20 protein-coding genes are annotated in these 23,833 nt (G+C 64.7%); 10 read left to right on the top strand and 10 right to left on the bottom strand.

The features are described 5' to 3' along the window. Window positions 1-27: 27 nt before the first annotated feature. The gene (locus GLW01_RS00465; RefSeq protein ID WP_151441237.1) at window positions 28-606 is read left to right on the top strand and encodes a DUF2452 domain-containing protein; all 579 of its coding nucleotides are present in this window, start codon (window positions 28-30) and stop codon (window positions 604-606) included. Between the two features lie 112 nt (window positions 607-718). Here GLW01_RS00465 and GLW01_RS00460 read toward each other — a convergent pair whose 3' ends face one another. Further along, complete coding sequence (locus GLW01_RS00460; protein ID WP_160897732.1) at window positions 719-1,993, bottom strand: MFS transporter; 1,275 nt, start codon at window positions 1,991-1,993, stop codon at window positions 719-721. Between the two features lie 232 nt (window positions 1,994-2,225). Between GLW01_RS00460 and GLW01_RS00455 the strand changes: the two genes are divergently transcribed. Beyond that, window positions 2,226-3,158, top strand: a complete 933-nt coding sequence (locus tag GLW01_RS00455; RefSeq protein WP_160897731.1) for a carbohydrate kinase family protein — start codon at window positions 2,226-2,228, stop codon at window positions 3,156-3,158. A 160-nt stretch (window positions 3,159-3,318) separates the two neighbouring features. On the opposite strand, the gene GLW01_RS00450 is transcribed toward GLW01_RS00455, so the two are convergent. Further along, window positions 3,319-4,275, bottom strand: a complete 957-nt coding sequence (locus GLW01_RS00450; protein ID WP_160897730.1) for a radical SAM protein — start codon at window positions 4,273-4,275, stop codon at window positions 3,319-3,321. 320 nt (window positions 4,276-4,595) lie between these two features. Between GLW01_RS00450 and GLW01_RS00445 the strand changes: the two genes are divergently transcribed. Next, a complete protein-coding gene (locus GLW01_RS00445) occupies window positions 4,596-5,369 on the top strand; it encodes an enoyl-CoA hydratase (RefSeq protein WP_151441233.1) in 774 nt (257 codons plus the stop codon). Window positions 5,370-5,432: 63 nt separating this feature from the next. Here the strand turns inward: GLW01_RS00445 and GLW01_RS00440 are convergent, their stop codons facing one another. Continuing rightward, complete coding sequence (locus tag GLW01_RS00440; protein ID WP_160897729.1) at window positions 5,433-6,566, bottom strand: patatin-like phospholipase family protein; 1,134 nt, start codon at window positions 6,564-6,566, stop codon at window positions 5,433-5,435. 149 nt (window positions 6,567-6,715) lie between these two features. On the opposite strand from GLW01_RS00440, the gene GLW01_RS00435 reads away from it, so the two are divergent. Beyond that, window positions 6,716-7,030: a hypothetical protein gene (locus GLW01_RS00435; RefSeq protein ID WP_151441231.1), complete on the top strand. Its 315-nt coding sequence runs from the start codon at window positions 6,716-6,718 to the stop codon at window positions 7,028-7,030. 57 nt (window positions 7,031-7,087) lie between these two features. On the opposite strand, the gene GLW01_RS00430 is transcribed toward GLW01_RS00435, so the two are convergent. Both GLW01_RS00430 and GLW01_RS00425 read right to left on the bottom strand, forming a co-directional pair. Beyond that, complete coding sequence (locus GLW01_RS00430) at window positions 7,088-7,507, bottom strand: hypothetical protein (RefSeq protein WP_160897728.1); 420 nt, start codon at window positions 7,505-7,507, stop codon at window positions 7,088-7,090. A 55-nt stretch (window positions 7,508-7,562) separates the two neighbouring features. Then, complete coding sequence (locus GLW01_RS00425; protein WP_160897726.1) at window positions 7,563-8,297, bottom strand: hypothetical protein; 735 nt, start codon at window positions 8,295-8,297, stop codon at window positions 7,563-7,565. Between the two features lie 290 nt (window positions 8,298-8,587). On the opposite strand from GLW01_RS00425, the gene selD reads away from it, so the two are divergent. Both selD and GLW01_RS00415 read left to right on the top strand, forming a co-directional pair. Then, complete coding sequence (gene selD / locus GLW01_RS00420; RefSeq protein ID WP_160897725.1) at window positions 8,588-10,861, top strand: selenide, water dikinase SelD; 2,274 nt, start codon at window positions 8,588-8,590, stop codon at window positions 10,859-10,861. A gap of 86 nt (window positions 10,862-10,947) precedes the next feature. Then, window positions 10,948-11,529: an exopolysaccharide biosynthesis protein gene (locus tag GLW01_RS00415; RefSeq protein ID WP_202405496.1), complete on the top strand. Its 582-nt coding sequence runs from the start codon at window positions 10,948-10,950 to the stop codon at window positions 11,527-11,529. Between the two features lie 6 nt (window positions 11,530-11,535). Here GLW01_RS00415 and GLW01_RS00410 read toward each other — a convergent pair whose 3' ends face one another. The 3 genes from GLW01_RS00410 to senB all read right to left on the bottom strand — a co-directional run bounded on the left by GLW01_RS00410 (window position 11,536) and on the right by senB (window position 14,843). Continuing rightward, on the bottom strand, window positions 11,536-12,279 hold the full coding sequence (locus GLW01_RS00410) for a putative 4-mercaptohistidine N1-methyltransferase (RefSeq protein ID WP_160897724.1): 744 nt from the start codon (window positions 12,277-12,279) through the stop codon (window positions 11,536-11,538). Window positions 12,280-12,383: 104 nt separating this feature from the next. Continuing rightward, complete coding sequence (gene senA / locus GLW01_RS00405) at window positions 12,384-13,730, bottom strand: selenoneine synthase SenA (RefSeq protein WP_160897723.1); 1,347 nt, start codon at window positions 13,728-13,730, stop codon at window positions 12,384-12,386. Window positions 13,731-13,862: 132 nt separating this feature from the next. Continuing rightward, window positions 13,863-14,843, bottom strand: coding sequence for a selenoneine biosynthesis selenosugar synthase SenB (senB, locus tag GLW01_RS00400; RefSeq protein WP_160897721.1), 981 nt, complete (start codon window positions 14,841-14,843; stop codon window positions 13,863-13,865). 195 nt (window positions 14,844-15,038) lie between these two features. Between senB and GLW01_RS00395 the strand changes: the two genes are divergently transcribed. From GLW01_RS00395 to GLW01_RS00380, 4 genes are all read left to right on the top strand, one after another. Then, a complete protein-coding gene (locus tag GLW01_RS00395) occupies window positions 15,039-15,896 on the top strand; it encodes a putative selenate ABC transporter substrate-binding protein (protein ID WP_160897719.1) in 858 nt (285 codons plus the stop codon). Further along, window positions 15,896-16,546 carry a phosphonate ABC transporter ATP-binding protein gene (locus GLW01_RS00390; RefSeq protein WP_160897718.1) on the top strand — a complete coding sequence of 217 codons (651 nt, stop codon included), beginning with the start codon at window positions 15,896-15,898 and terminating at the stop codon, window positions 16,544-16,546. Before GLW01_RS00395 ends, GLW01_RS00390 begins: the two co-directional genes overlap by 1 nt. A 1-nt stretch (window position 16,547) precedes the next feature. Continuing rightward, a complete protein-coding gene (locus GLW01_RS00385; protein WP_160897717.1) occupies window positions 16,548-18,020 on the top strand; it encodes a PhnE/PtxC family ABC transporter permease in 1,473 nt (490 codons plus the stop codon). 74 nt (window positions 18,021-18,094) lie between these two features. Next, window positions 18,095-19,216 carry an HD-GYP domain-containing protein gene (locus GLW01_RS00380; RefSeq protein WP_151441221.1) on the top strand — a complete coding sequence of 374 codons (1,122 nt, stop codon included), beginning with the start codon at window positions 18,095-18,097 and terminating at the stop codon, window positions 19,214-19,216. Between the two features lie 3 nt (window positions 19,217-19,219). On the opposite strand, the gene GLW01_RS00375 is transcribed toward GLW01_RS00380, so the two are convergent. Then, window positions 19,220-23,224 (bottom strand): pilus assembly protein, encoded by a 4,005-nt coding sequence (locus tag GLW01_RS00375; RefSeq protein ID WP_160897716.1) that lies wholly within the window; start codon window positions 23,222-23,224, stop codon window positions 19,220-19,222. 48 nt (window positions 23,225-23,272) lie between these two features. Next, window positions 23,273-23,830: a pilus assembly PilX family protein gene (locus GLW01_RS00370; RefSeq protein WP_160897715.1), complete on the bottom strand. Its 558-nt coding sequence runs from the start codon at window positions 23,828-23,830 to the stop codon at window positions 23,273-23,275. Window positions 23,831-23,833: the final 3 nt, after the last annotated feature.

Below are 23,833 nucleotides of genomic sequence, written 5' to 3'. Positions count from 1 at the left end.
GGAGATCTTTGTGGTAAGGTACGCCACATGCCTGAGAATCCAAACCCCCAGGGCAAGGGTCTGCGGCCGGTTCTGGCTTTCCTTGAGGAGAGCCGCGCGCCGGCGCTCATGGCCCAGCCCAAGCAGATCAAGCAGATTTCACTGGAGCTGTTCACGTCGCTGTTCGTTCTGGAGAGCGATTTCAAGTTCAAGCCTGTGCGCGGGAATACCTACTGGCTCTACCAGAAGAACGGCCGTTTCTGGCTCTCGCCCATCCATCCGGATGAGTGGAGCGAGGACGTTTACGGCCGCTACATCGGCGAGTGTGAGCTGCACGAGGACATGACCTGGTCGCTGGAGATGTGCGAGGAGGCAGCAGCTGATCCGCAGCTGATGGCCAGCCTGGAGCAGCGCTGGGAATCGTTCGAGGAGGCCATGGAGGAGTCCGAGACGGTGGAGGACGCCCTGCCCCGCTATCAGGGTCAGATGCCGTTCTACCAGCGCGCCTATGCCTTCGCCCTGGCCCATTCCCTGCGCGCCTCCATGCAGGGCTCGGGGATCCAGGCGCTGTCCTACCGCGAGGCCCAGGCGCAGCTGCCGGATGATTCCGGGGCTGACGCGACATAACTGATCGCGAGCGAGCTCGCTCCTACACAGGAAGGGTTGCCGGATTTGTAGGAGCTTGCTTGCAAGCGATGCGTGGGCTTTATCGCGAGCAAGCTCGCTCCTACAGGGGCGTTCAGCGGTACCACTCCGGGGGCTCTGGTTCTGTCTCCGGGCCAGCGTCTTCCTCCTCATACGCTCGCGGGTCCAGTTCCACGAGCGTGGGCGCGCTGCGTGTCATCATCCGGAAGGGGCTGCGGATGCGCTCGAAGTGGCGGCGCTGCACCAGGGCGGCGACTGCCACCAGCGCACTGATTACCCCCATGTAGATGAATACCCCACCCGGCGGTGTGCGCGCCAGTATGGACCCCCCGAGGATGGGGCTGATGGCCGCGCCAATGCCCCAGAGGAAGATCAGCGCCGCGGATACCCCGACGAAATCGCCCTCGTCCTGGCTGTCGTTCGCCAGAGCCACGGACAGCGGATAGAGCGTGAACACAAACCCGCCCAGCAGCGCGGAAAGCCCGACCAGCGGCCAGAGCGGAACACGGCCCGCCGCTGCCATCATGGCAGCCGTGATCAGGGTTGTGGCGGCCGCCACCAGAAGGATCAGCGGGCGCCGCCCGAAGCGGTCAGAGAAGTGCCCGATCGGCCACTGGAGGGCCACACCGCCCAGAACCAGCCCCGCCATCAACGGCGCCACATCGGAAACCGCCAGGTTCATGCGCAGCGCTGCCAGCGGGATCAGCGTGTAGACCGCGCCACTGAGCAGCCCCGCGCCCAGGCAGGTGATCACCGCCAGGTGCGAGTCCCGCCAGGTCTGGCCCAGAGCCATGCGCGCCTGCGCCAGGGGCTCGGGCGGGTTGCTGGCACGGCTCAGGGCCACGGGCACCAGGCACAGGGCAAACAGCACGCCCACAATCATGAACAGTTCCGGCCCCTGCGGGTCACCCAGGTGCATCAGGAACTGCCCCATGCCGATGCCGGCGTAGGTGATGATCTGGTAGGCGGAGAAAACGGTGCCCCGGTTGGAAGGCTCGGCCCGCTCGTTCAGCCAGCTCTCCACCACCATGTAGATGCCGGAGGTGGAAAAGCCGATCAGGATCCGCAGCAGGAACCAGCTCACCCCGGTCACATAGAGCCCCTGCAGCAGTATGGCCACGGTGCACAGCGCCGCGAAGATGGCAAAGGCCCGGATATGGCCGGCCTGGCGGATCACCCAGCCGCCTTTCTGGGAGCCGATCACCAGACCAATGTAATAGGCGGAGAGGACCAGCCCCTTCGCCTGCCCGCTCATATCCTCGAAGCTCAGGCGCACACTGAGCAGGGTCCCCATGAGCCCCACGCCCAGCAGCAGAACGCCGATCGAGAACATCAGCGCGGTGATCGATACCCAGAACTGGCGCTCCATTTCCGGTTACTCCCGTCTCAACAGTGGGTTACGCAATTTTCCTGTTGCAGCCACCCGTTTCCGATTTGAAACAGAGGCCAGACAAAGGTAGCCTGCAAGGCGACCGTGGGGCCGGAAGCCCCAATCACACGACAAACACGCTTCCAGCACGGCCTCACTCCATGACTGACGCCGCATGGCGGTAAACAGCCTGTTTACCCGTGCACCGTTGGCAGAACACAGGAGACTACCTATGACAGCACTGATCTGTGGATCGTTCGCTTACGACACCATCATGACCTTTGACGGCAAGTTCAAGGACCATATCATGCCTGACCGCGTTCACATGCTGAACGTGGCTTTCCTGGTACCGGAGCTGCAGCGCAACTTCGGCGGCACCGCCGGCAACATTGCCTACAACATGAAACTGCTCGGCGGCGACGGCCTCGCCATGGCCACCGTTGGCGCGGACTTTGGCGGCTACCGCGAGTGGCTCAACAAGCACGGCATCAACGACAAGTACGTGAAGACCATCGATTCCGAGTACTGCGCCCAGGCGTACATCACCACGGACATGGAAGACAACCAGATCACGGCCTTCCACCCGGGCGCCATGAACCACGCCCACACCCAGAGCGTGCCGACCGACGAAGGCATCAAAATGGGCATTGTCGCGCCGGACGGCCGCGACGGCATGATCGAGCACGCACGCCAGTTCGCGGATGCGGGCATTCCCTTCATGTTCGATCCGGGTCAGGGCCTGCCGATGTTCGACGGTAATGACCTGGAGTGGTTCATTGATAAGGCGACCTGGGTTGCCGTGAACGACTATGAAGCGGGCATGCTGGAAGAGAAGACCGGCCTGAGCCGCCAGCAGATCGGCGAGAAGGTTGAAGCCCTGATCGTGACCCTGGGCGGTGAAGGCTCCGTGATCTACGCCGACGAGGAAGTGCACGTGGAACCGGTCAAGCCGGCCGCCATCAAGGACCCGACGGGTTGCGGCGATGCGTATCGCGCTGCCCTGCTGACCGGTCTGAGCGAAGGCAAGGACTGGAAGACCGCAGGCCGCATGGCGTCCCTGATGGGCTCCATCAAGGTTGCCAGCACTGGCCCGCAGAACCATTCGCTGACGCGTGATGAGTTCGCGAAGCAGTTCAAGGATGCGTTTGGTGTGGCGCTGGACTGATCGCCAGTCGTGATCGCGGCCATGGCCGCTCCTACGCTTGAGAATGCCCGGCCCTGCGCCGGGCATTTTTGGTTGCAGAAACCGTAGGAGCAGCTACAGCTGCGATCCTGCCCTGGCCAGGAGAGGGATCGCGGCCTTGGCCGCTCCTACAGCGGTGACCTCAGCCGGAGCAGCTGGCGCCGCCGAGGACGCAGAACCTGGCGCAGTGGGGGTGGTTCAGGGGGACTTCCTGGAAGCTCTCGCTCAGGGTCTGGCCCAGCTCGAACTCGGGCTGGTACGGCAGCAGGGTGCACGGCACAACAACGGGGTGGTTAGCGCCCTTGCGTTTAATCACCATCCGGGAGCTGGCGCACATCTGGGCATCCGGTGAGACCTGGAGCTTGCTCCAGCAGGAGGTGGTGATCTCCGGCACATCCACCTTCTCGTCCATTTCCGGGAACAGGACCACCTGGTGCGGGTCGCGGGCGTCCATGCCGATGCCTTCGCGCTCGAACAGCCGCGCAAAGCCGGCGCGCATCTGCTCCTCCGTTTCCCCCGAAAACAGCCGTCCGGCGATGTCGAGGTTGAAGCCGTGCTCACTGAGCCACTGCATGCCCTGGATCGCCGGATCCCAGGAGCGCTTACCGCGTTCCTGCTCGTGCACGTCCTTGCTGTAGTGGTCGATGGAGATGCGCATGGTCAGGCGGTCGCCGTACTGCTGATGCACTTCCAGCAGCGGCTCGCTCACCTTCATCATCGGCTTCATGGCATTGGTCAGCACCAGCGCCTCATAGCCCCGGCGCAGCACCTCATCCAGGATCGGCACCATGTCCGGGTTCATGAACGGCTCACCGCCGGTGAACGCAATGGTCGTCGTCCCGAACCCTTCCCGCTCAATCTCATCCAGATACGCCGCTACCTCACCCACGCTGATGTAGACCAAGCTGTCGTTACTGGGTGAGGACTCGATGTAGCAGTGCTCGCAGGTGAGGTTGCACAGGGTGCCGGTGCAGAACCAGAGCGTTTCCAGCTTTTTCAGGTGCACACTCGCCCGCGGCTCGCCATCCGCAGTCGTCCACGGATCCCGGAACTTGCGTGGATCCAGAAGCTTCAGGGGTTGGGCTACGGTCTCTTCCATTATCGATTCCTGTCCTGTTACCGACTTCTCTTGTTTCTGATACGCACCAGACAGCGTGTGGACCATGATGTTACAGAATCGATGCGGGCCGTTATACTCTGCGATCAAGCCATTTCGGCCAACAGTGACCATTGCCTGCGGTATTCAGACTCCCCGTAGGAGCTTGCTTGCAAGCGATCCGAATATCGCGAGCAAGGCTCGCTCCTACAGGGCACAGGAATTGCGGCTACGGCTGTAGGAGCCTGCCTTGCAGGCGATCCGGGTATCGCGAGCAAGCTCGCTCCTACAGTGCGCGCATCAACCACTTTCGGGGAAGAACAATGACCGACAACATCATCCAGGAAAAAAGCCACCAGATCCTGATCCTGCGCATCAACCGCCCGGACCAGAAAAACGCCCTCACCCACGCCATGTACACCGCCCTGGCGGACGGCCTGGCCGAGGGCCATAACGACCCGGACATCCGCGCCATCCTGATCACCGGCAACACCGAATGCTTCACCGCCGGCAACGACCTCTCCGAATTCGCCAACGGCATGCCGGACGAATTCCAGCATACCCCGGTTGGCCGTTTCCTGTTCGGGCTGGCGGAAGCCACCAAACCGGTTGTCGCCGCCGCCAACGGCCCCGCCGTGGGCATCGGAACCACCCTGCTGCTGCACTGCGACCTCGCCTGGGCCGGCAGCAACACCACTTTCCGCATGCCCTTCACCAACCTGGGCCTTTGCGCAGAGGGCGCCTCCAGCCTGTTGCTGCCGCGCTGGCTCGGCCGTGCACGCGCCGGCGAACTGCTGCTGCTCGGGCGCCCCTTCGATGCGGAGAAAGCTGAGCGCTACGGGCTGATCAACGGCGTCTGCGATCCCTCCGAGACTGAAACCAACGCCTGGAACGCCTGCCTGGAGCTGGCCGCCCTCCCGCCGGCCGCCCTGCGCGCCACCAAGGAATTGATGAACGCCGCAACAGCGGAAGAGGTCTCCGGGGCCATGACACGCGAGGGCCAGCGGTTTGCCGAACGCCTGCAGTCACCCGAAGCGGCGGAGGCCTTCAAGGCCTTCAGTGAGAAACGGGCACCGGACTTTTCCCGGTTCTCGTAGGAGCCGCTACAGCGGCGATTGTCGCGGCCATGAACCATGCTCGGATCGCGGCCATGGCCGCTCCTACAGGTTGCCGGAGCCGAAGAACTGGGCGATCTCGTCGCTCTGGGCCTGGGCATCCTTGTAGCCCAGTTCGATCAGGTCCCGGCAGAAACGGTGATCGAACAGCAGGTAGCTGCCCAGGCTGGCGCCGGAGACGTTCCCGTCCTCCGGCACCCCCGCGAGGGTTCTCAGGATGGTGGGCAGACCGTCCATGTACTGCTCCGCAATGTCCTCCAGCGGCTGGCTGGGTGAGATGTCCAGCAGCTCGATCGGCTTGAGATCCAAGCCCGCCCCGGTCAGCGCCTCCTGCGGGATCAGCTCGACCAGCTGGTTGATCAGGTCCAGGCGTTCGATGTCGTAATCCAGGGTGTCCAGGAAGAGCCCGTTGAACACATGGCTCATGATCTGCCCGAAAGTGGGGATTGCCGGATGCTCCGGGCGCTTGGGCTCGGTCTGGCTGTTGCCGCTGACGCCGATGATGACCACCTTTTCCGCGCCCAGGCGGATCGCCGGACTGATGTGGGCGATCTGCCGGGTCACACCATCGCCGAAGTATTCCCGGTTGATGTGCACCGGTTCGAACAGCGTGGGAATCGCGGATGAGGCCATCACGTGATCCAGCGTCAGCTCTGTGCGTGAGCCGGCGCGCTGCCCGTTGCTCCAGCTGGTGACGTCCGTGCTCCCTTCGAAGAAGCACAGGTTGCGGCCCGTGGTGTAGCCGCAGGCGTTGAGCCCGAGCGCGCGCAGGTGCCCCTGTTCGATGGTCTGGTGGATGGCATCAAAGTCCAGCTCCTTCTCCAGGAGCCGGCGCAGCGGCTCATTGTTCAGCAGGGACAGGCTGTGACGCTGTTCACCACCGGAGATCAGCTTGCGCGCCACCCGGCTCATGTTGCGCATGATGGCAAAGGAGCCGGCATGGTAGACCTGATCCACGCTCAGGTTCGCCCAGATGTTTTCCAGCTGACTCACGTTGTGCCGGAAGATACTGCCGCCCCCGGCCAGGGCCGCGGCGTTGATGGCCCCCGCCGAAGTGCCAACCACCACGTCAAACGGGTAACCGCTGCCGGGATACATATCCGAGATCGCCCGTAATACGCCCACCTGATAGGCGGCCCGGGCGCCGCCGCCGGTCAGTACCACGCCGGTATGCGTCATCCTGCACTCCTGACTCGGTTACTGTATTACTGTCAGCATAGCGGCTCTGCCGGGAAACGTGTTATCAAGGCAGCAGTGATGCGGGCCACCGGCCTGCGCGTGAGAGTGACGGATCGCGGCCATGGCCGCTCCTACAGCGGGAGATCTGAATGGGAATAGCGCGACAACTGACGGCACTGGTCACAGCCACTGGGATGCTGGCCGGCTGCGCCGCCAATCCCAGCCCGGAGGCGGCGCGGATTGTGGAGGCGCACCCTTCCGAGGTGGAGGGCTGTGAGCCTGTGGGCTCCGTCTACGGCAGTTCCTCGGGATTCCACTGGTCCCAGGGTGAAGCCATGGCCGCTGCCCGCAACCATGCGCTGGAGAGTGCCGCGAGGCGGGATGCCACCCATGTGGTCTGGCAGCACGACGAGACCAGCATCACGCCGGAGGTCAGTGGTACGGCCTACCGGTGCGCGCGGTAGGCCCGTAGGAGCCTGCTTGCAGGCGATTCCGGAAACCCATCGCGAGCAAGCTCGCTCCTACAGGGTATCTGCTGGTTTGCGGCGAGCACCCATCAGGATCATGAACAGCGCGGTTCCGATGCCCCAGGCGCCGTTGAGGATAAGCCCTCCAGCCCAGGTGGAAGCGGATACATCCAGCCCCTTGAGCGGGAAAACCACCAGCATGGCGACAGCCGTGGGCAGCACCGCCCCGAACACCAGCGAGACACCCCAGTAGCCCAGCGTGCCCATGCTGCGGACCACCGCCCAGAGCGGCAGGCCCCAGAGTCCACCCCAGAACGCCAGCGAGACCACCGCCGGCACGCCCAGAGGCGCCCTCGGCTCCATGTTGTAGGGCGCGGCAGGAACCATCTCGGCGAGATACATCAGACCCAACACTCCCTGATGGAACACCAGGGTTGCGAGGAATGCAGCAACAAACGACTTGAGCCAGACCATGACCATCCTTCCGGTTTGCGGATACTGCTCTCCAGACTAGCAGTTCCCGCCCGGATTAAAACCGCAGCCGCAGACTCCCGATCAGATTATGCGAGCGCATCGAGAGATTGCTTTTGACCCCATTGGTCGCCTCCAGGCTGATGTCCTCCCAGGAGCGGTAGCGGTAGGACACTTCCAGATCCAGTACACTGAACGGCTGCCAGACCAGACCGCCGATCAGCTGGTAGCCATAGGTGATGTCATTCTCATCCATCACAACGCCTCGACCCCGTGCGCTGTGCTGATCAAAATTCACCTCCGCCAGGCCAAACCCGAAGCCGCCAACCAGCGCCGTACTGCTGGTCAGACTGAAGTCCCCGATGGCATTGGCAAACCCGAACGCCGCCTCGGACTGACCCGACACATCACTCACCCGATCGCGACTGCCCTCCTCCTCGACGTCGCCGGTTTCCTCATCCACCACCGGATCATCATCAACCGCGGGCTCCTCGTTCGTGGTGTCATCAAAGACCATGCCGCTCACACGATCCCTCTGGAAGCCGAGCTCAAGCTCCGTCCGGCCATTGAAGGTCCCACTGCCCTCAGACGCCCGCCCGATACTCACCGACACCGTCTCACCCCCTTCATAGGAGCCGATCACACGGGTGTCCCCGCCGTCACCATAGGCGAAGCGCGTATCCCGGAAATCGGAATAGCCACCGTTCACACCGATGTAGTAACTTTGCGCCTGCAGTGGTGTCGCCAGCACCAGCAGGATCAGCACAGCCACCGCTGAAAAGGCCTGCCTCATGCGATATCTCTCCCTGTCGCTGTATCGCGAGGGGCATTGATACCATAGCGCGCTTGGTGATTCCGTGGCGCTTTTAACAGTGCCAGGAATCAGGCCAGATTATCGCGAGCAAGTTCGCTCCTACAGGGCAGCGGTTTGCAGGGGCCGTAGGAGCTTGCTTGCAAGCGATGCGTGGACTTTATCGCGAGCAAGCTCGCTCCTACGGGGTGTGGCCCCGCGAAACCGGTAATCACTTCTCACCGTACAAAGCAGCGCGGTACAGGCAACAGACCATCACTCAAGAGGTACCAATGGACCAACCAGACCAGCCAGTACTCCGCGACATCGTCCTCATCGGAGGTGGCCACAGCCACGTCGGCGTACTGCGCAACTTCGCCATGAACCCCATCCCGGGCGTGCGCCTCAACCTCATCTGCCGCGACACCCACACCCCCTACTCCGGCATGCTCCCCGGCTACATCGCCGGCCACTACAGCTACGACGACGTCCACATCGACCTCAGCCGCCTGGCCGAATTCGCCGGTGCCCGTTTCTACCGCAGCGAAGCCATCGACATCGACCGCACCAACCAGCGCGTCATCTGTCGCGACCGCCCGGCCATTCCCTACGACCTGCTCTCCATCAACATCGGCTCCACACCACGGGTCGACCAGGTCGCCGGGGCCGAGGACCACAGCGTCCCGGTCAAGCCCATCAACCGCTTCAACAACCGCTGGCAGACCCTGCTCGAACGCATGGAGAACCACGAGGGCGAGCTCAATGTGGCCGTGGTTGGCGGCGGTGCCGGGGGCGTGGAACTGACGCTGGCCATGCAGTACCGCCTGCGCAATGAGCTGGGCGCCATGGGCAAGGACCCGGAGGCAGCCCGTTTCCACCTCTTCAATGCTTCTGATCAGCTCCTGCCCACGCACAACAGCAGCGTTCGCCGCCGTTTCGAGTCCGTTCTGCAGGAAAGGGGCGTGAATGTTCACGAACGAACGCGGATTGAGCAGGTTAACGACCGCCAGCTGGTGGCTTCCAGCGGCGCGACCTTCGAGGCGGACGAAGTCCTCTGGGTCACCCAGGCCGGCGGCGCGGAATGGCTGACCGGCACCGGGCTGGAACTCGACGACGGCGGTTTCATCCGGGTTCGCGACACCCTGCAGACGGTGACGGACCCCAACATCTTCGCCGCCGGCGACATCGCCACCATGGTCAATCACCCGCGCGAGAAGGCAGGGGTCTTTGCCGTGCGCCAGGGCAAACCGCTGGCCGAGAACCTGCGGCGGGCCGTGCATGGCAAGGCACTGAAGGACTACCACCCGCAGAAACAGTGGCTGGCCCTGATCAGCACCGGCGACCAGTACGCCGTGGCCTCGCGCGGGTCCTTCGGGGTTGCGGGCGAGTGGGTCTGGCGCTGGAAGGACTGGATCGACCGGCGCTTCATGGCGAAGTTCAACAACCTCCCGGCCATGAGCGAGGACAGCAAGGACGACCCCACCTCGGGCATCGCACTGAGCAGTGAAGAGGCCCAGCAGGCCATCTCCGCCGTGGCCATGCGCTGCGGCGGCTGCGGTGCCAAGGTCGGCAGCACCGTGCTCTCGCGAGCCCTGAACAGCCTCCAGCCCATTGAGCGCGACGACGTCCTGGTGGGCCTCCATGCGCCGGACGACGCCGCCGTGGTGCGGGTACCGGACGGCATGGCCATGGTGCACACCGTGGACTTCTTCCGCGCCTTCATCGACGACCCCTACATCTTCGGCCAGGTCGCCGCCAACCACAGCCTCGGGGACCTCTTTGCCATGGGCGCCGAGGCCCAGAGCGCCACCGCCGTGGCCACGGTGCCCTACGGGCTGGAATCCAAGGTGGAGGACGTGGTCTACCAGATGATGGCCGGCGCCGTGGAGACCCTGAACGAGGCCGGCTGTGCGCTGGTGGGCGGTCACACCGGCGAGGGCAAGGAGCTGGCGCTGGGTTTCGCCGCCAACGGCTACATCGACCCGGACACCGTCATGAGCAAGGGCGGCATGAAGCCCGGCGACGTGCTGATCCTGACCAAGCCCGTCGGCACCGGCACCCTGTTCGCGGCCCATCCACGCCTGGAGGCCAAGGGGCGCTGGATCGATTCGGCCCTGGCTTCCATGCTCGTCTCCAACCAGAAGGCCGCCCGCTGCATCCATGAACACGGCGCCCAGGCCTGCACCGATGTGACCGGCTTCGGCCTGCTCGGCCACCTGGTGGAAATGACCCGCCCCTCGGGCGTGGACGCGGAGCTGGACCTGAGCGCCATACCGGTGCTGCCCGGCGCCGAGGAAACCGCCGCCTCCGGCATCCTGAGCTCACTGCAGCCGGCCAACGTGCGCCTGCGCCGCGCCATCCGCAACCAGGAGGAGGTGGTGAACCATCCTCGCTACCCGCTGGCCTTCGACCCCCAGACCGCCGGCGGCCTGCTGGCGAGCGTGCCGGCGGACCAGGCGGACGCCTGTGTGGCCGAACTGAAGGCCCTGGGGTACCCGGAGACGGCCATCATCGGCCGAGTAAAGGAACAGGGCGAGGCGCTGGAGCCGATCCTTCTCAATCCCTGAGGGCTGTTAATGGACCACTCATGCTCCGGCGATCCAAAACGTGTAGGATTCCCGCATAGTCACTGGGGTGGAGCACGGTTGCCGGCATGAGCCAATCAATGGGGATCACGGATGTCCTCCTGAGGGTCCGTGAGCAGACGACCACGGAACAGGTGCCGGTGGACACGCTCATCACCGCCCTGGAATCCCGCGGCTTCGGTCCACTGCTGCTGGCCCCGGCACTGCTCGCGCTCCTGCCCACCGGCGCGATACCGGGCGTACCCAGCGTCTGCGGCATCCTGATCTTCCTGATCGCCATTCAGGGCAGCCTGGGCCGGCGCTCCCCCTGGGTGCCCCGGCGTCTGCGCGAACTCAGCATCCACAGGCAGAACCTGATCCGCGCCATCGACCGGGCCCAGCCCGTGACCCGCCGGATCGACCGCCTGTTCTCACACCGACTGTCACTGCTCACCCACCCCTGGGCCAACAGCCTCATCTTCCTGGCCTGCGCGGTGTCCGGGCTGACGATGATCCCGCTGGAACTGATCCCCTTCGCGGCCGCCGCTCCCGCACTGGCGATCTCCCTGGCCGCCATCGGCATCAGCACCCGCGACGGGCTTGTCATCATCGGGGCCGGCCTCGCGGCCGCCGGGGCCCTCTACCTTCTGGTTACGAACTGGCCTTTCTGAGCGGACTCAATCCATCCGCCCCCAGACAGTCAACTGGGCCAGGGTATGCTGGTGCTTGCGCCGCGTTTCGCGGATCACGAAGGGGACGTCCTCGGGCTCGGCGGCCAGCCGCATGCCAGGCTCAAGGTGGGCCCGCATGCCATCCAGCACCGTCACCGGCTCACCATCGGCACCGTAGTACCCACCGATCCAGCTGTCGCGCGGCGTGAACTCGGCCAACAGCGTGTAGGGCGACGTCACCACCAGCACCCCGCCCGGATTCAGGCGCGCCCTAAGCCCACCGAGAAACGGCCCCGGATTCGGCATGCGGTCGATCAGGTTGCCAGCGAAGATCAGGTCATAGCCGCTGTACTCCGGCCCCAGATTGCCCGCATCGCCCTCCTCGAACGACACCCGCGCGGCTTCCCCGGCCAGCCCGAGCTCGGCCAGGGACGCGGTCTCCTGGTGACCGATCTCGCCTTCATCCACCAGCTGGTAGCTCAGCTCCCCATCCCGGCGCAGCCGCTCCGCCGCATCAATAAACCGGTGCGAGAGGTCCATGCCCAGCACATGCCCAAACCCTCTGGCCAGCTCCAGGGTACTGCGCCCGGTGGCACAGCCCAGGTCCAGGGCGCGCTCGCCCCGGGGCTTGGCTTGCAGACAGCGCTCGGCACAGGCTTTCGGGAAGTTCGGTACGCCGAAGTGCTTTGGGCCGTAATGGAAGTCCATGTACTGGCCCAGTTGTTCATCCGTCTCGTAGAAATCCGTCATCCAGAAACCCCAAAATCAATGCGGTCAATCTGTAGGAGCGAGCTCGCTCGCGATGGTCTCGGGTATCGCTTGCAAGCAAGCTCCTACAGGAGGAACAAACGCTCCTACAGAGCGCAGGTACGAAAGCCGGTATAAACATCACACCGATCCGGATGATACGCCTGCCGGTAAGTCCCACGGATCAGCATGGACGACGCCGCACAACCACCCCCCTTGGTGGTCTTGTGCGTCGCGAACTGCAGCGTCGACATGAACGGATACATATCCACCGAGAAACCGTCATAGGGCATGAAATGGTTGCCCGTCCACTCCCAGACCGTGCCCAGCATCTGCCGGCACCCGAAGGGACTCTCACCCGCCGGGAACGCCGTCACCGGCACACGGCCCATGTAGCGCTGGTCCATATCCAGCTTCGCCGGATCCATCTCATTACCCCACGGATAACGCCGGCGTTCCTCCCCCGGCTTGTTGGCGAGGGCTGCCACTTCCCACTCGTACTCGCTCGGCAGCCGCCGCCCGGCCCAGGCGCAGAACGCCTCCGCCTCCCAGTAACTGATCTGCTTCACCGGATGCCCCGGCTCCAGCGGCAGCCACTGGTCAAAGACCCGCTCGTACCAGCGGCCATCGCGCTTGCGCCAGTGGAACGGCTGCGTCTGGGTGCCCATCAGCGGCGGCTCGCCAGTGCCGAAGTTCAGGTTGATCTCACGCTCCAGCCACTTGCGTCCCCCCTGGCTCCAGAACTCAGGGCGCTCGTAACCGCCCTCTTCCACGAACTTCTGGAACTCACCGTTGGTCACCAGGGTCCGGGAGATGCTGAACTCCGGCATGTCCACCTCAAAGGCGGGCTTTTCGTTGTCGAAGCCGAAGTCCTCGGTGGCGTAGGCGTCCGAATCCCGGTTCGCCGGCAGGCCAATGAGGTAGCGGCCGGCGGGAATGGTGACGTCGCCGCGCGCATCCTGGTCAACGCCTTCCCCGGTCAGCCCTTTGGGCTCCGCGAACGGCGGTGCCGGGTAACCCACGGTCTGGCGGCACCAGGTCATGGACTCCACGTGCATGTTCTGGTGGTAGATGGCGTAGCGGTACAGGTACAGCGCCTCATCCGTGAGCGGCTGGTTGCGGATGCGGTCCTCCATGCGCTGGATGATGGTGTCCATGTAGGTGAGCGTGTCCTCGCGCGAAGGGAACAGCGTCTTCGACCAGCGGTCCTCGTGGTCCATGTGGAAGGAGTCCCAGAGCTCGTCCATTGAGGGATCGTAGCTGGGCGTGCCGTCCAGCCAGTTGAGGACGAACACCTCGTAGAAGAAGGTCGAGTGGCCCATTTCCCAGACGGGCGGGTTCACGCCCGGGTGGTAGGGAACGCTGAGCTGGTCCTCGCGCAGGCTGCAGACCAGGTCCTTAACGCGGTCCCGGGTATGGTGTAGGGCGTGGATCAGGCTTTCGCGGTCGTTCATCCCGTGCGTTCTCCGTCAATGATCGCGTGTTGTGTTGTAGGAGCGAGCCCTGCTCGCGATCGCGCCCCGGATCGCGCAGACTATCGCGCGCGAGGGGCGCTCCTACAGGGGTATGTTGCATCACCCAGGCGGTTACGTTTGATTCTCTTTACCGTATTGGTCCATGACCGCATTGACCACCCGTTCCAGGGCAGCCTGTTCGGCTTCCGGCCGGAACAGGGGCGCCCGGGCCTCAACGCGGCCCTGCAGAGCCGCCAGGAATTCCGGCTCGTTTTCGGCGCGCAGAAGCTGCTCGCGCAGCGCGGTGGTGTCCTCCACTGGATAGGTCCCGGGATAGTCCCCGCCGAGCAGCCCCACGTTGCCGGGAATATCCGAGGCGATCACCGGCAGGCCGGCCACGCAGGCCTCGGAGACCACATTGGCACCGCCTTCCATCACCGAACTGATCACCATCAGCCGCGCCTTCGCCATGTGCCGGCGCACCTGCCAGCGGGGCAGCTCCCCCTTCCAGTCGAAGCGCGGATTCTCCCGGGCTTCCTGCTCCGCCAGGGCCTGCCACTCGTCATCATGAGCCCGGCCGAGCTGGATCACGTTGAGCCGCGACTCCTGCGGCAGCTGGCGGGCGGCCCAGGCGGTGCGCAGGGAGTCCTTCTCGTCACGCAGGTGGCCGATAACCACCACGTCGAACCGGGACTGTACCGGAGCCCTGCGGCTGGGCAGTGGTTCCGCCGATTGAAAGATGGTATGGAGACGATTATGGAATTCTCTCGGGATGTCATCCGCAACCCGCTCATGCAGCCCGATCAGGGCATCCGCCTCGGCCATGCTGTAACGGGTGGCCTCCGGGTGTGTCTGCTGGAAGCGGTAGATATCCGTGCCGGTGAGCGCCACAATCAGGGGCCCCGAGGGGGTATGCGCCCGGTATTGGCGCACCGACTCACTGCTGCGCCAGGCGTGGAGAGCCACCAGCAGGTCCGTGGGTTCGGCGTCGTATTCCGTTATAATGCGCGTCCGGTGCCCGGAGGCCCGCAGCAGGCGGGCCCAGCGTTCGGCGGTGGCCCGGTTGCCCGCGCGGGAACCGCGCGGGGCGGGGGTGATCAGCGTGATGTGCAAGATACTCGACCTCCTGCTGTAGGAGCGGCCATGGCCGCGAGCGCGAGCCCGTGCCGGGGCTTGTGGCTCTGGGTAACGGGATCGCGGCCATGGCCGCTCCTACAGATTAGTGGGGGCGCCGATGAACGCTGGTATCGCGCCACACGTAGAACCTTACGTTACCTTCGACACGACAGTAATCAAGGAGACAGAACAATGCGATGGATAACCGGCCTGCTTACGGCCCTGATTATGGCAACGCCGGCCATGGCGGCGCCGACACTGTACTTCACCGCCATCCCGGACCAGGACGAAACCAGCCTGGAAGAACGTTTTTCCAAAGTCGCGAACTATCTGGAGTCGGAGCTGGACGTACCGGTGCAGTTCGTCCCGGTCAAATCCTACGCGGCCTCAGTAACCACCTTCCGCAACAACCAGGTGCAGCTGGCATGGTTCGGCGGCCTTTCCGGCGTGCGTGCCCGCGAAGCAGTGCCGGGCTCGAAGGCCATCGCCCAGGGGGCGGAAGACCAGGAGTTCCGCAGCTATTTCATCGCCCATGAAAGCACCGGCATTGAACCCTCCGACGGCAAGCTCCCGGAAGCGGTGAAGGGCAAGACCCTGACCTTCGGTTCACGCGGTTCCACCTCCGGGCGCCTGATGCCGGAGCACTATATCCGCGAACGCTTCAACCAGGCGCCGGGAGAGGTCTTCAGTCGCGTCGGCTTCAGCGGTAACCATACCCGCACCGCACGCCTGGTGGAATCCGGCTCCTACCTGGTGGGCGCGCTGAACTACAGCGTCTGGGAAGAAATGGTCGAGAACGGTGAGATTGATACCGACGACGTCCAGGTGATCTGGAAATCGCCCACCTATCCGGATTACCAGTGGACCATCCGGGGTGACGTCGATGAACGTTTCGGCGATGGCTTCAGCGACCGGGTCCAGCAGGCGCTGCTGAACATGGAGGATCCGGAGCTGCTGGAAAGCTTCCCGCGCTCCTCGTTCATCCCCGCCAGCAACGACGATTACGCGACCATCAAGCGGGTTGGCAGGGAAACGGGTCTGCTCGACTGATGGCGATACTGGCCGTCAATGACCTTTCCGCCAGCTATGGAGGAGAGCGGGTTCTCGGCCCGCTCTCACTCAGCCTGGCATCCGGGGAGCGTGTAGCGCTGGTTGGCCGCAGCGGTGCCGGCAAGTCCACACTGCTCAGCCTGCTCTACGACGAGGCGGAATCCGGCACGGCCTACATGCCCCAGGACCTTGGGCTGGTGGATACGCTGTCGGTATTCCACAACGTCTACATGGGGCAGCTGGACCGCCACACCACCCTCTACAGCCTCTGCAACCTGCTGTTCCCCCTGAAAAAGCCCAGGGGCGAGGTTCAGGGTATCCTGGATAGGCTCGGGCTCGGGGATAAGCTGCGCGAACCCGCCGGTGAACTGTCCGGTGGCCAGCGCCAGCGCGTGGCGGTGGCACGGGCGCTTTACCAGCAGGGCAGCCTGCTGCTGGCGGACGAGCCGGTCTCCGCGCTGGACGGCCCGCTGGCACGGCGCGTCATGGCGGCCCTGACAGAGGCTTACCCCACGTCGGTGATCGCTCTGCACGATGTGGAGCTGGCCCTGGCCTTCTCCGACCGGATCATCGGTATACAGGACGGCCACATCGCCCTGGATGAACCCAGCGCCCGACTGACAGCCGCCGACCTGCAGCCGCTCTACTGACATGCTTCGATCCCGCACCGGCCTCACAACCCTGGCATTCATCGGCGTGGCCCTGGCCTGCCTGCCGTTCTCGGACCTGGCGATCACCACGCTCAACCCCTGGCAGGAGCTGCAGCGGCTGCTGTACGGGCTGGTCACACCGGATCTCACGGCCACGAACGAGCTGTTCACCGCGTTCACACGCACCCTGGCCTACGCCTTTACCGGGGTCGCGCTGGGCGCGGTGATCGGCTTCCTGCTGACCACCCTTTTCTCCTCCCGTCTGGTGCGGGCGTTCTGCGCCTTCATCCGCTCGATCCATGAGATCTTCTGGGCGCTGATCTTCCTGCAGTGCTTTGGGATCCACCCGCTGTCCGGGGTTCTGGCCATCGCCATTCCCTTTGCCGGGATCTTCGCCAAGGTCTATTCGGAGATCATCGATGAGGCGGACCCATTGCCGGCGAGGGCGGCTCCGAAGAACACCCGCCGCCTGCTGCGCTATTTCTTCACCCAGGTGCCCGAGGCCTGGCCACACCTGCGCACCTACACCGCCTACCGCCTGGAGTGTGGCCTGCGCTCATCCGCCATACTCGGCTTCATTGGGCTGCCCACACTGGGCTTCCACCTGGAGGCGGCGTTCTCCCAGGGGTATTACTCCCAGGTGGGCGCGCTGCTGCTGGTGTTCTATGTGCTGATCGCCACCATGCGGCTCTGGCTCCGGCCGCGGCTGGTGCCCGTCTACCTGCTGGCTGCCCCGTTCTTCCTGGGGGAGGGGCTGCCCATCATCTGGGGCAACGTGACCCGCTTCGTGACCCAGGACATCGTGCCCCGCCCCCTGCGCGAGGGTGAAGGCTGGGAGGGGCTCCAGCCCTGGCTCACGGAGATACTGGCCAACCAGGCCCTGCCCGGCATCTGGAACACCCTGCTGCTGACCCAGATGGCACTGGTGGCCACGGGCGTTCTGGCACTGCTGGCTTTCCCGCTGATTTCCACGCATTTCACCGGGCCGGTACGGCGTACCAGCGGCCATGTGCTGCTGGTCATTGCCCGTTCCACACCGGAGTACATGCTGGCCTATCTCCTGCTCCAGCTCTGGGGCCCCTCCATGCTGCCCGCAGTTGTGGCGCTGGCCCTGCACAACGGTGGCATCATCGGCCATCTGGTGGGCCGCATGAGCGATGAGGTGCCCCTGCGCAAGGGCGCGCCCATCGGCTTCAACCGCTATGCCTGGGAGCTGGTCCCCAGGGTCTATCCCCCCTTCCTGGCGTTCCTGTTCTACCGCTGGGAGATCATCATGCGCGAAACGGCCATCCTGGGCATTCTCGGCATCACCACACTGGGCTTCTACGTGGAGGGCGCCATCCAGGAGATCCGTTTTGACCGGGCCATGGTGCTGATCCTGATCACGGCCCTGCTCAACATCGGGGTGGATGCCCTGTCACGCCGGATCCGGGCCTGGCTGAGACTGAGAACCCGGCCAACCTGTGAGGCATAAAATCCGGCGTCGGTCTGTGCTTTATTGCCTCTGTGCTTTATTGTCACACCTGACGTATTCCGACGAGGTATTCGATGTCCGATCTGGTACGGCTCGCTCCGGGGCTGCTGACCGTGGGTAAGCCACTGCCCTGGCCAGTCTATGACGAAACCGGCAACCTGCTGGTGGCCCAGGGGTATGTCATCCAGAACGAATGGCAGCTTGAGCGGCTCTATGAGCGGGGCATGTACGAGCCGCCCCAGCGTCAGGCGGAGAAGCGCCAGAAGGACGATGCCACGCCGCGCTTCAGCCCCTTCGCGGAGTATTCGATCCTGCTGTACGAACTGGAGCAGGCCCTGGAGCGGATCATGAACGCGGATGCCCGCGCCAGTGAGCGCCTGGAACACCTGGCCCGGCGCATCCAGAGCCTGTGCCAGCAGGACGCGGACGCCTGCATCGGCCTGGTGCACGTCTATGCGGTGGAACCCACGGCCTATGAGCAGACCCTGTTCTACGCCATCATCTGCTGGCTGGCGGCCTACCACTTCGAACTGGACGACACCCGGACCCTGCTGCTGCTTCAGGCCGCGCTGACCGCGAACATCACCCTGCTGCCGTACCTGGATAAGCTCAACAACTCCAACCGGAAGCTGACCGACGAGCAGCGCCGGGTGATCGAGAAACACCCGGAACTCAGCGCCAGTGCCCTGCGCAAGGCCGGCATCAACCAGGAGGTGCTGCTGACGATCGTGGAGCAGCACCATGAGCGCTTTGACGGCGGGGGCTACCCCAAGGGACTGAGCGGCAGTGAGCTGCTGGTGGAGGCCAAGGTGCTGTCCCTGGCGGAGCGCTATACCGCCATGATCACCAAGCGCGCCTACCGCAACCGCTACCGGGCGGATCACGCCATGGATGAAATCCTGGAGTCCATGGCGGAGGACCCCCACCAGATGGTCTATGAGGCGGTTTTCCGGCAGCTCACACCCTACCCGCCGGGCGTGCTGGTGCAGCTGGCCAATGGTGAGACGGGGCTGGTCACCCACCGGCGCCGCACCCCGCGCTCGCCCATTGCCCAGGCGGTGTTCAATGCCCAGGGCAAGCGCTACCTGGGACCACTGCGGCGCGACACCAGCGTGGAGGACTACCGCGTCCGCACCACCCTGGTGCCGGACATGCTGCCGTCACTGAACCTGGCCCTGCTCTGGGGCTACGGCTGAGGCTCAGCGCGGGCGCACCAGCTCCTGCCAGCCCAGCCGGCCACGCCGGATGGCGGGTTCGCTGGTCCGGGTGATCCGGGTCTCCTCATCCTTTTCCTCATCCGTGGCATTGTCCACCTGCACGTCCAGCAGGCCACTGCCACCGCTGAGCAGGCCGTCATCATGCTCGGTACCCGCGCTGGGCTCATCCTCCAGCTCCCCGTCATTGTCATCGTCCACGTTCGGCTCGTCCGGGTTGGAGCCGTCCAGGTCCACGAACATGCGGAAGCTGCTGCCACCGGCGGAACAGGGATCCGTCTCCGGTATGGTGGTATTGAACCGCAGCTGACCGTTGCGCAGCCTTGGCCGCTCCACCACCCGTTCACCGATGCGGGTATCGAAATCAAAGTACCAGCCGTGGTCATCCGTGGGATTCCGGCCCCAGGCCACTTCATCGCCGCTGAGGCTGCGGGTGCGGGTCTGCCCGGCCACGGATTCGGTCAGATCCTGCACCTGCAGCTGATCCGCGTTGATCCCTGTCCCGCCATGGTCCCAGACCCCGTAGAAGGACTGGGTGGTGGTGTCGCTCAGGTCACCGGTGCTCAGGTACTGGCCGGTGCCGAAGAACACCAGCAGGTTCGGGGCATTGCTGTCCTCGTCCGGCACAAAGCGGTTGCCGGTCACCGTCACGCCGGTGGTGATCGGCTGGCCTCCCGGAGTGCGGAACAGGGGCTCGTCTTTCGCGACCCAGCTGCCACTGTTCTCCACCAGGACCCAGATACGGCCCTCGCGGTCGCTGGCATAGAGCCGGTCCGGAACCCGGTCGCGATCGGTATCCACTGGCGTCACGTCCGAGGTCACGCCCGGCAGCCCATCGCCGCCGGTCTCGATGAAGCGGTAATCCGTGCCCCGGCTCCATTCGCCGTCCAGGCCGCCCTCCAGCCGCAGCATGAAGACGCCGGAACGGCCACTGGGCGCGTTGTAGCCGTTGCCGAACACGGCCACCCACTCGTGGCCGTCATCCCAGGGCATGAGCACGATGTTCACGGGCTTGTTCAGGGTCCCCAGGTCCTGATGCTGGAACTCCCACAGGAGCAGGTCCTCGGGCGAGTCGGAGCTGGCCACATCGGGATCCGTGACATCCAGTGCGAACAGGCCCCGGCCACCGGTGCGCATGCCGCCCACCAGCACCGAGTGCCATTCAGGGCCGGCATCCGGATCCGTCTGGATGTGGGCATCGGAGACCGCCGGCGCCAGATCCACGCTGTAGCGGTGCTGGTATTGCGGTGACGTGAGGTAGCTGAAGCCGCGGCTTTCCGCGTCATCAAAGGCGAAGGACGGGATATAGGCAAAGCGCTCGCCACCGCCGGAGTCATCCGGGGTGCCGTCAAAGGCGTGCAGCATGCCGTCATTGGCACCCGCGTAGATGGTGCGCTCCCGGTCCCTCTGGGCGGCCAGGTAATCCGAGTAGCGGTCATCTTCCGTGCCGTAGGGGGCCTCGTCCGGCCACCCCATGGCGGGCCGCCCCACATGGACCGGATTCGAGTGGACAATATCGCCCAGACGGCCGCCGCGCTCGCGGAACCGTTCCCCCTCAAGGTTGCGCCGGCCCGCCAGGTACGCAATGCGATCCTCGGCGGTGGCACGGTCGCCGCCAGCGCTCAGATCGGCCCGGGCCTCATCGGGCAGCTGATCAAGGTTGTCCGGCTCAAACGCCACGGGTTCCCCGTCGGCACCGGCCGTGAGGATGGTACGCGGGTTGCTCTGGAGATTGCGCTCATCCAGGACCGTGCCCGCATCCCACAGGACCTCCCCCAGGACCTGGTCCTGCGGGTCGTCACTGTCCGTCGCGGTGAGATCCGCGCGCCGGGCGGTCAGTCGACCTTCCCAGTCACGGGGATTGAAGGAGGCGCTGTAGACCAGCCCTTCGCGCTGCGAGATCTCAACCGCCTCGGGCGTTGCGGCGGACTCCCAGGCGTTGAGGGTGCTGGGGCGGTTGAGGGCATTGTTGAGCGAAGAGGCTGCGTTCACGGCATCATCCGCACTGAACAGTTCCCCGAAACCATTGGTCGCAGCGTGATAGAGATCATCCCGCTGGGCGGCGCTGCCGGGGTTATCTCCCGGGCGATCCGTGGAGACCGGCCACCACTGGGGTGGCTGTTGGTGCGCATCCCTGCGCCGCTCATAGCCATCGTCCGTGCCGGGCATCGGCCAGCCCCAGACATTGGCGCCCTGGTGGCCGGTGGTCACCCCGAAGGTGTTGAGGTGGAGGTCGCGGTTGCAGTCCAGCCAGCCCGCTGGGTTACGCTCACTGCAGGCATCCGGAACCGGCACATTGCCGTTTTCCAGGCCGGGGACCTCAAGCTCGTCGTAATAGTTCCAGGCAACGTCGGCCAGGGTTCCCCTGGCCCCGTCGGAAAAGGGCCCACCAGCGCCGCCATCGGCATTGCCCACGGCACTGACTGTGCCATCGGTGCTGTAGCCGTCCGAATACAGGCCCGCGATGTTCTGCTGGCAGGAGGCGGTCACAGGGGCATTGTCGTCGCTGCGCTCAAACTGCTCCCCGACGTGATTGAGGGTGCTGCGCAGGGGCGCTGTCCGCTCATCCGTAGCGCCGTTATAACCCGTGTAGATCTGCGCCAGGAACCGGTCCAGCCCGCCGTTCCCGGAACGGTCCTGCAGGTCGTAAAGGGGCAGGTCCCCGGAGGCGCTGTTGGTGAGCACCGGCATCCCACGCAGGTTATCCACCCGCACCGCTGTCTCCCCCAGTGCCGCCCTCAGGGACTGGTGGCGGCGCCGGTGGTAGGTGAACCAGTTGGCGAAGTTCTGGAGTTCTTCCTCGTAGGTGCGGCCGTAGCGTTCCTGCACAAGGTCCCGGACGGCATCCGGATCGCTCAGGTTCACCCGCCGCAGGCAGGTGCCGTCAGGAGCCAGGGCTCCGGGGAACTGGTTACCCTGCGCGTCCTCGAACCGCAGTGCCTCCTGGTCAAAGTTCTCGATGAACTCAACAAAGTCATCACTTTGCCGGCTGCCGCACTCCCCTTCTCCGAGAACACCGAAAAGGTCGCCCTCCCAGCGGTAGGAGCCGGTCTTCTGGGGCACGTAGTAACTCGCCTGCACATGCGGCATACAGACGCTGTTCTGGTTGAACAGGGTCTCTTCGCCCACAACGGTGCCGAAGTCATTGCGGAATTCATCAATCGCACAGGCGCTCCGGTCAAGGAATGTCGAGCCGGGACTGAGGCCCAGCGTGCTCTCCTTGATCGAGGTGCCCGCCGAGTCCAGTACGCCCTTGACCGCATCACGCAGCTCACCGGATACCGTGAAGGGCCGGTACTGCACATCGAGCATGGGCCGGTTCGCCTCACAGTCGGTGAACCAGGAGGTCAGGAAGCACTCCACATCACTGAGGAAATCAGCGCCATCCCTGAGCCAGTTGGCGAAACCGCTGTCCGAGCGCATCTCGCTCATCCGCTGCCCATACAGCGGGTCCAGCTTCGGGTCGCTGGTGCTGGCCGGAGGCATTGTGTGCATTCCGTCCGGAACCGGGTAGGGCCAGGGCTCGTAATCCACCCCGGGGTTGTAGAACTGGGGGTTCCAGGCTGCGGAGCGCAGGAACCCGAACTTCGCCAGTGGGGGCACGACGTGGTATTCCGGATTGATGCGGCGGCCGTCGTAGGTGTCGGCCAGGCCCGGCTCGAACAGGTACCCATAGCGGATATCGCGGAGCAGCGGCTGGGCGATCGACTCGAACAGATTCACATCGCTGCCGTCCAGAAGCTCCCCCAGCCAGCGGCTGAAGCCATCCCTCTCCAGGGCCCCCTGCCGGGTGCCGGGAACCTGCAGCTCAAAATCCGCGCTGGCGGAATCGTCCAGCACAAACGCCATGCTGTCCGCCGCCGGCTCATTCAGGAACAGCGGTGACTGGGCAAAGCCACTGTTTTCCGCCCCCGCTGCCACCACCGGAACCAGCAGACTGACTCCGAGCAGATACGTCAGGATCCTGTCCCGTACTGCGGTTACCGCCATGATTGCCTGCTCCTGCCCATTGTTCTTCTTGTGTTCGATGCCACCGGCTCACCTCAGATCCGCCGCGAAATAGCCTTCAAGGATCCGGTCACTGTGTCCCGTGGCACCCCGTGAGCGCACGATGATCCGATAGCCTTCCATCTGCCCGCCGGCGGCCAGCTGCTGTCGGCCACCGACCATAACGCTGCCCTCGCCGCCGTCGCCGATCCGCCCGATGCGTTCGATGATGAACCGGGGAATGGTGGCGTCGCTGTACTCCTGCACCCAGCGGTTATGGGTTGCCGTGGCCTCGCGGCTGCCGCCGCCGGGTTCCCAGGTGGCATGCTCGAAGGGGTCCGGGGCCTCACCCTGGCTGTAGAAGGGGCCCTGGGCGCTGAAATCCGCGGGCGTCACCTGGCCGGTCTCGAGCAGGGTTTCCGCCTCATTGAGGGCCTCCTCGGCCATCTCAAAAGCGATATCCGCATCCCGCTGGCTGCCCACCATACGATCCTGCAGGGTGGCCCTTTCGGCACTGCTGATCGCCAGCAGCGACACCACCAGCAACACCAGCAGGGTCATGATCAGTGTGGCGCCCTGCTGTTGCTGCATTCCGCTGCTCGCCTGCATACC

It is taken from the genome of Vreelandella halophila (assembly GCF_009856365.1).
Lineage (GTDB): Bacteria > Pseudomonadota > Gammaproteobacteria > Pseudomonadales > Oleiphilaceae > Halospina > Halospina utahensis_B.
The sequence above is the reverse complement of the archived record's forward strand: the minus strand, read 5'-3'. Positions and strand labels throughout refer to the sequence as shown.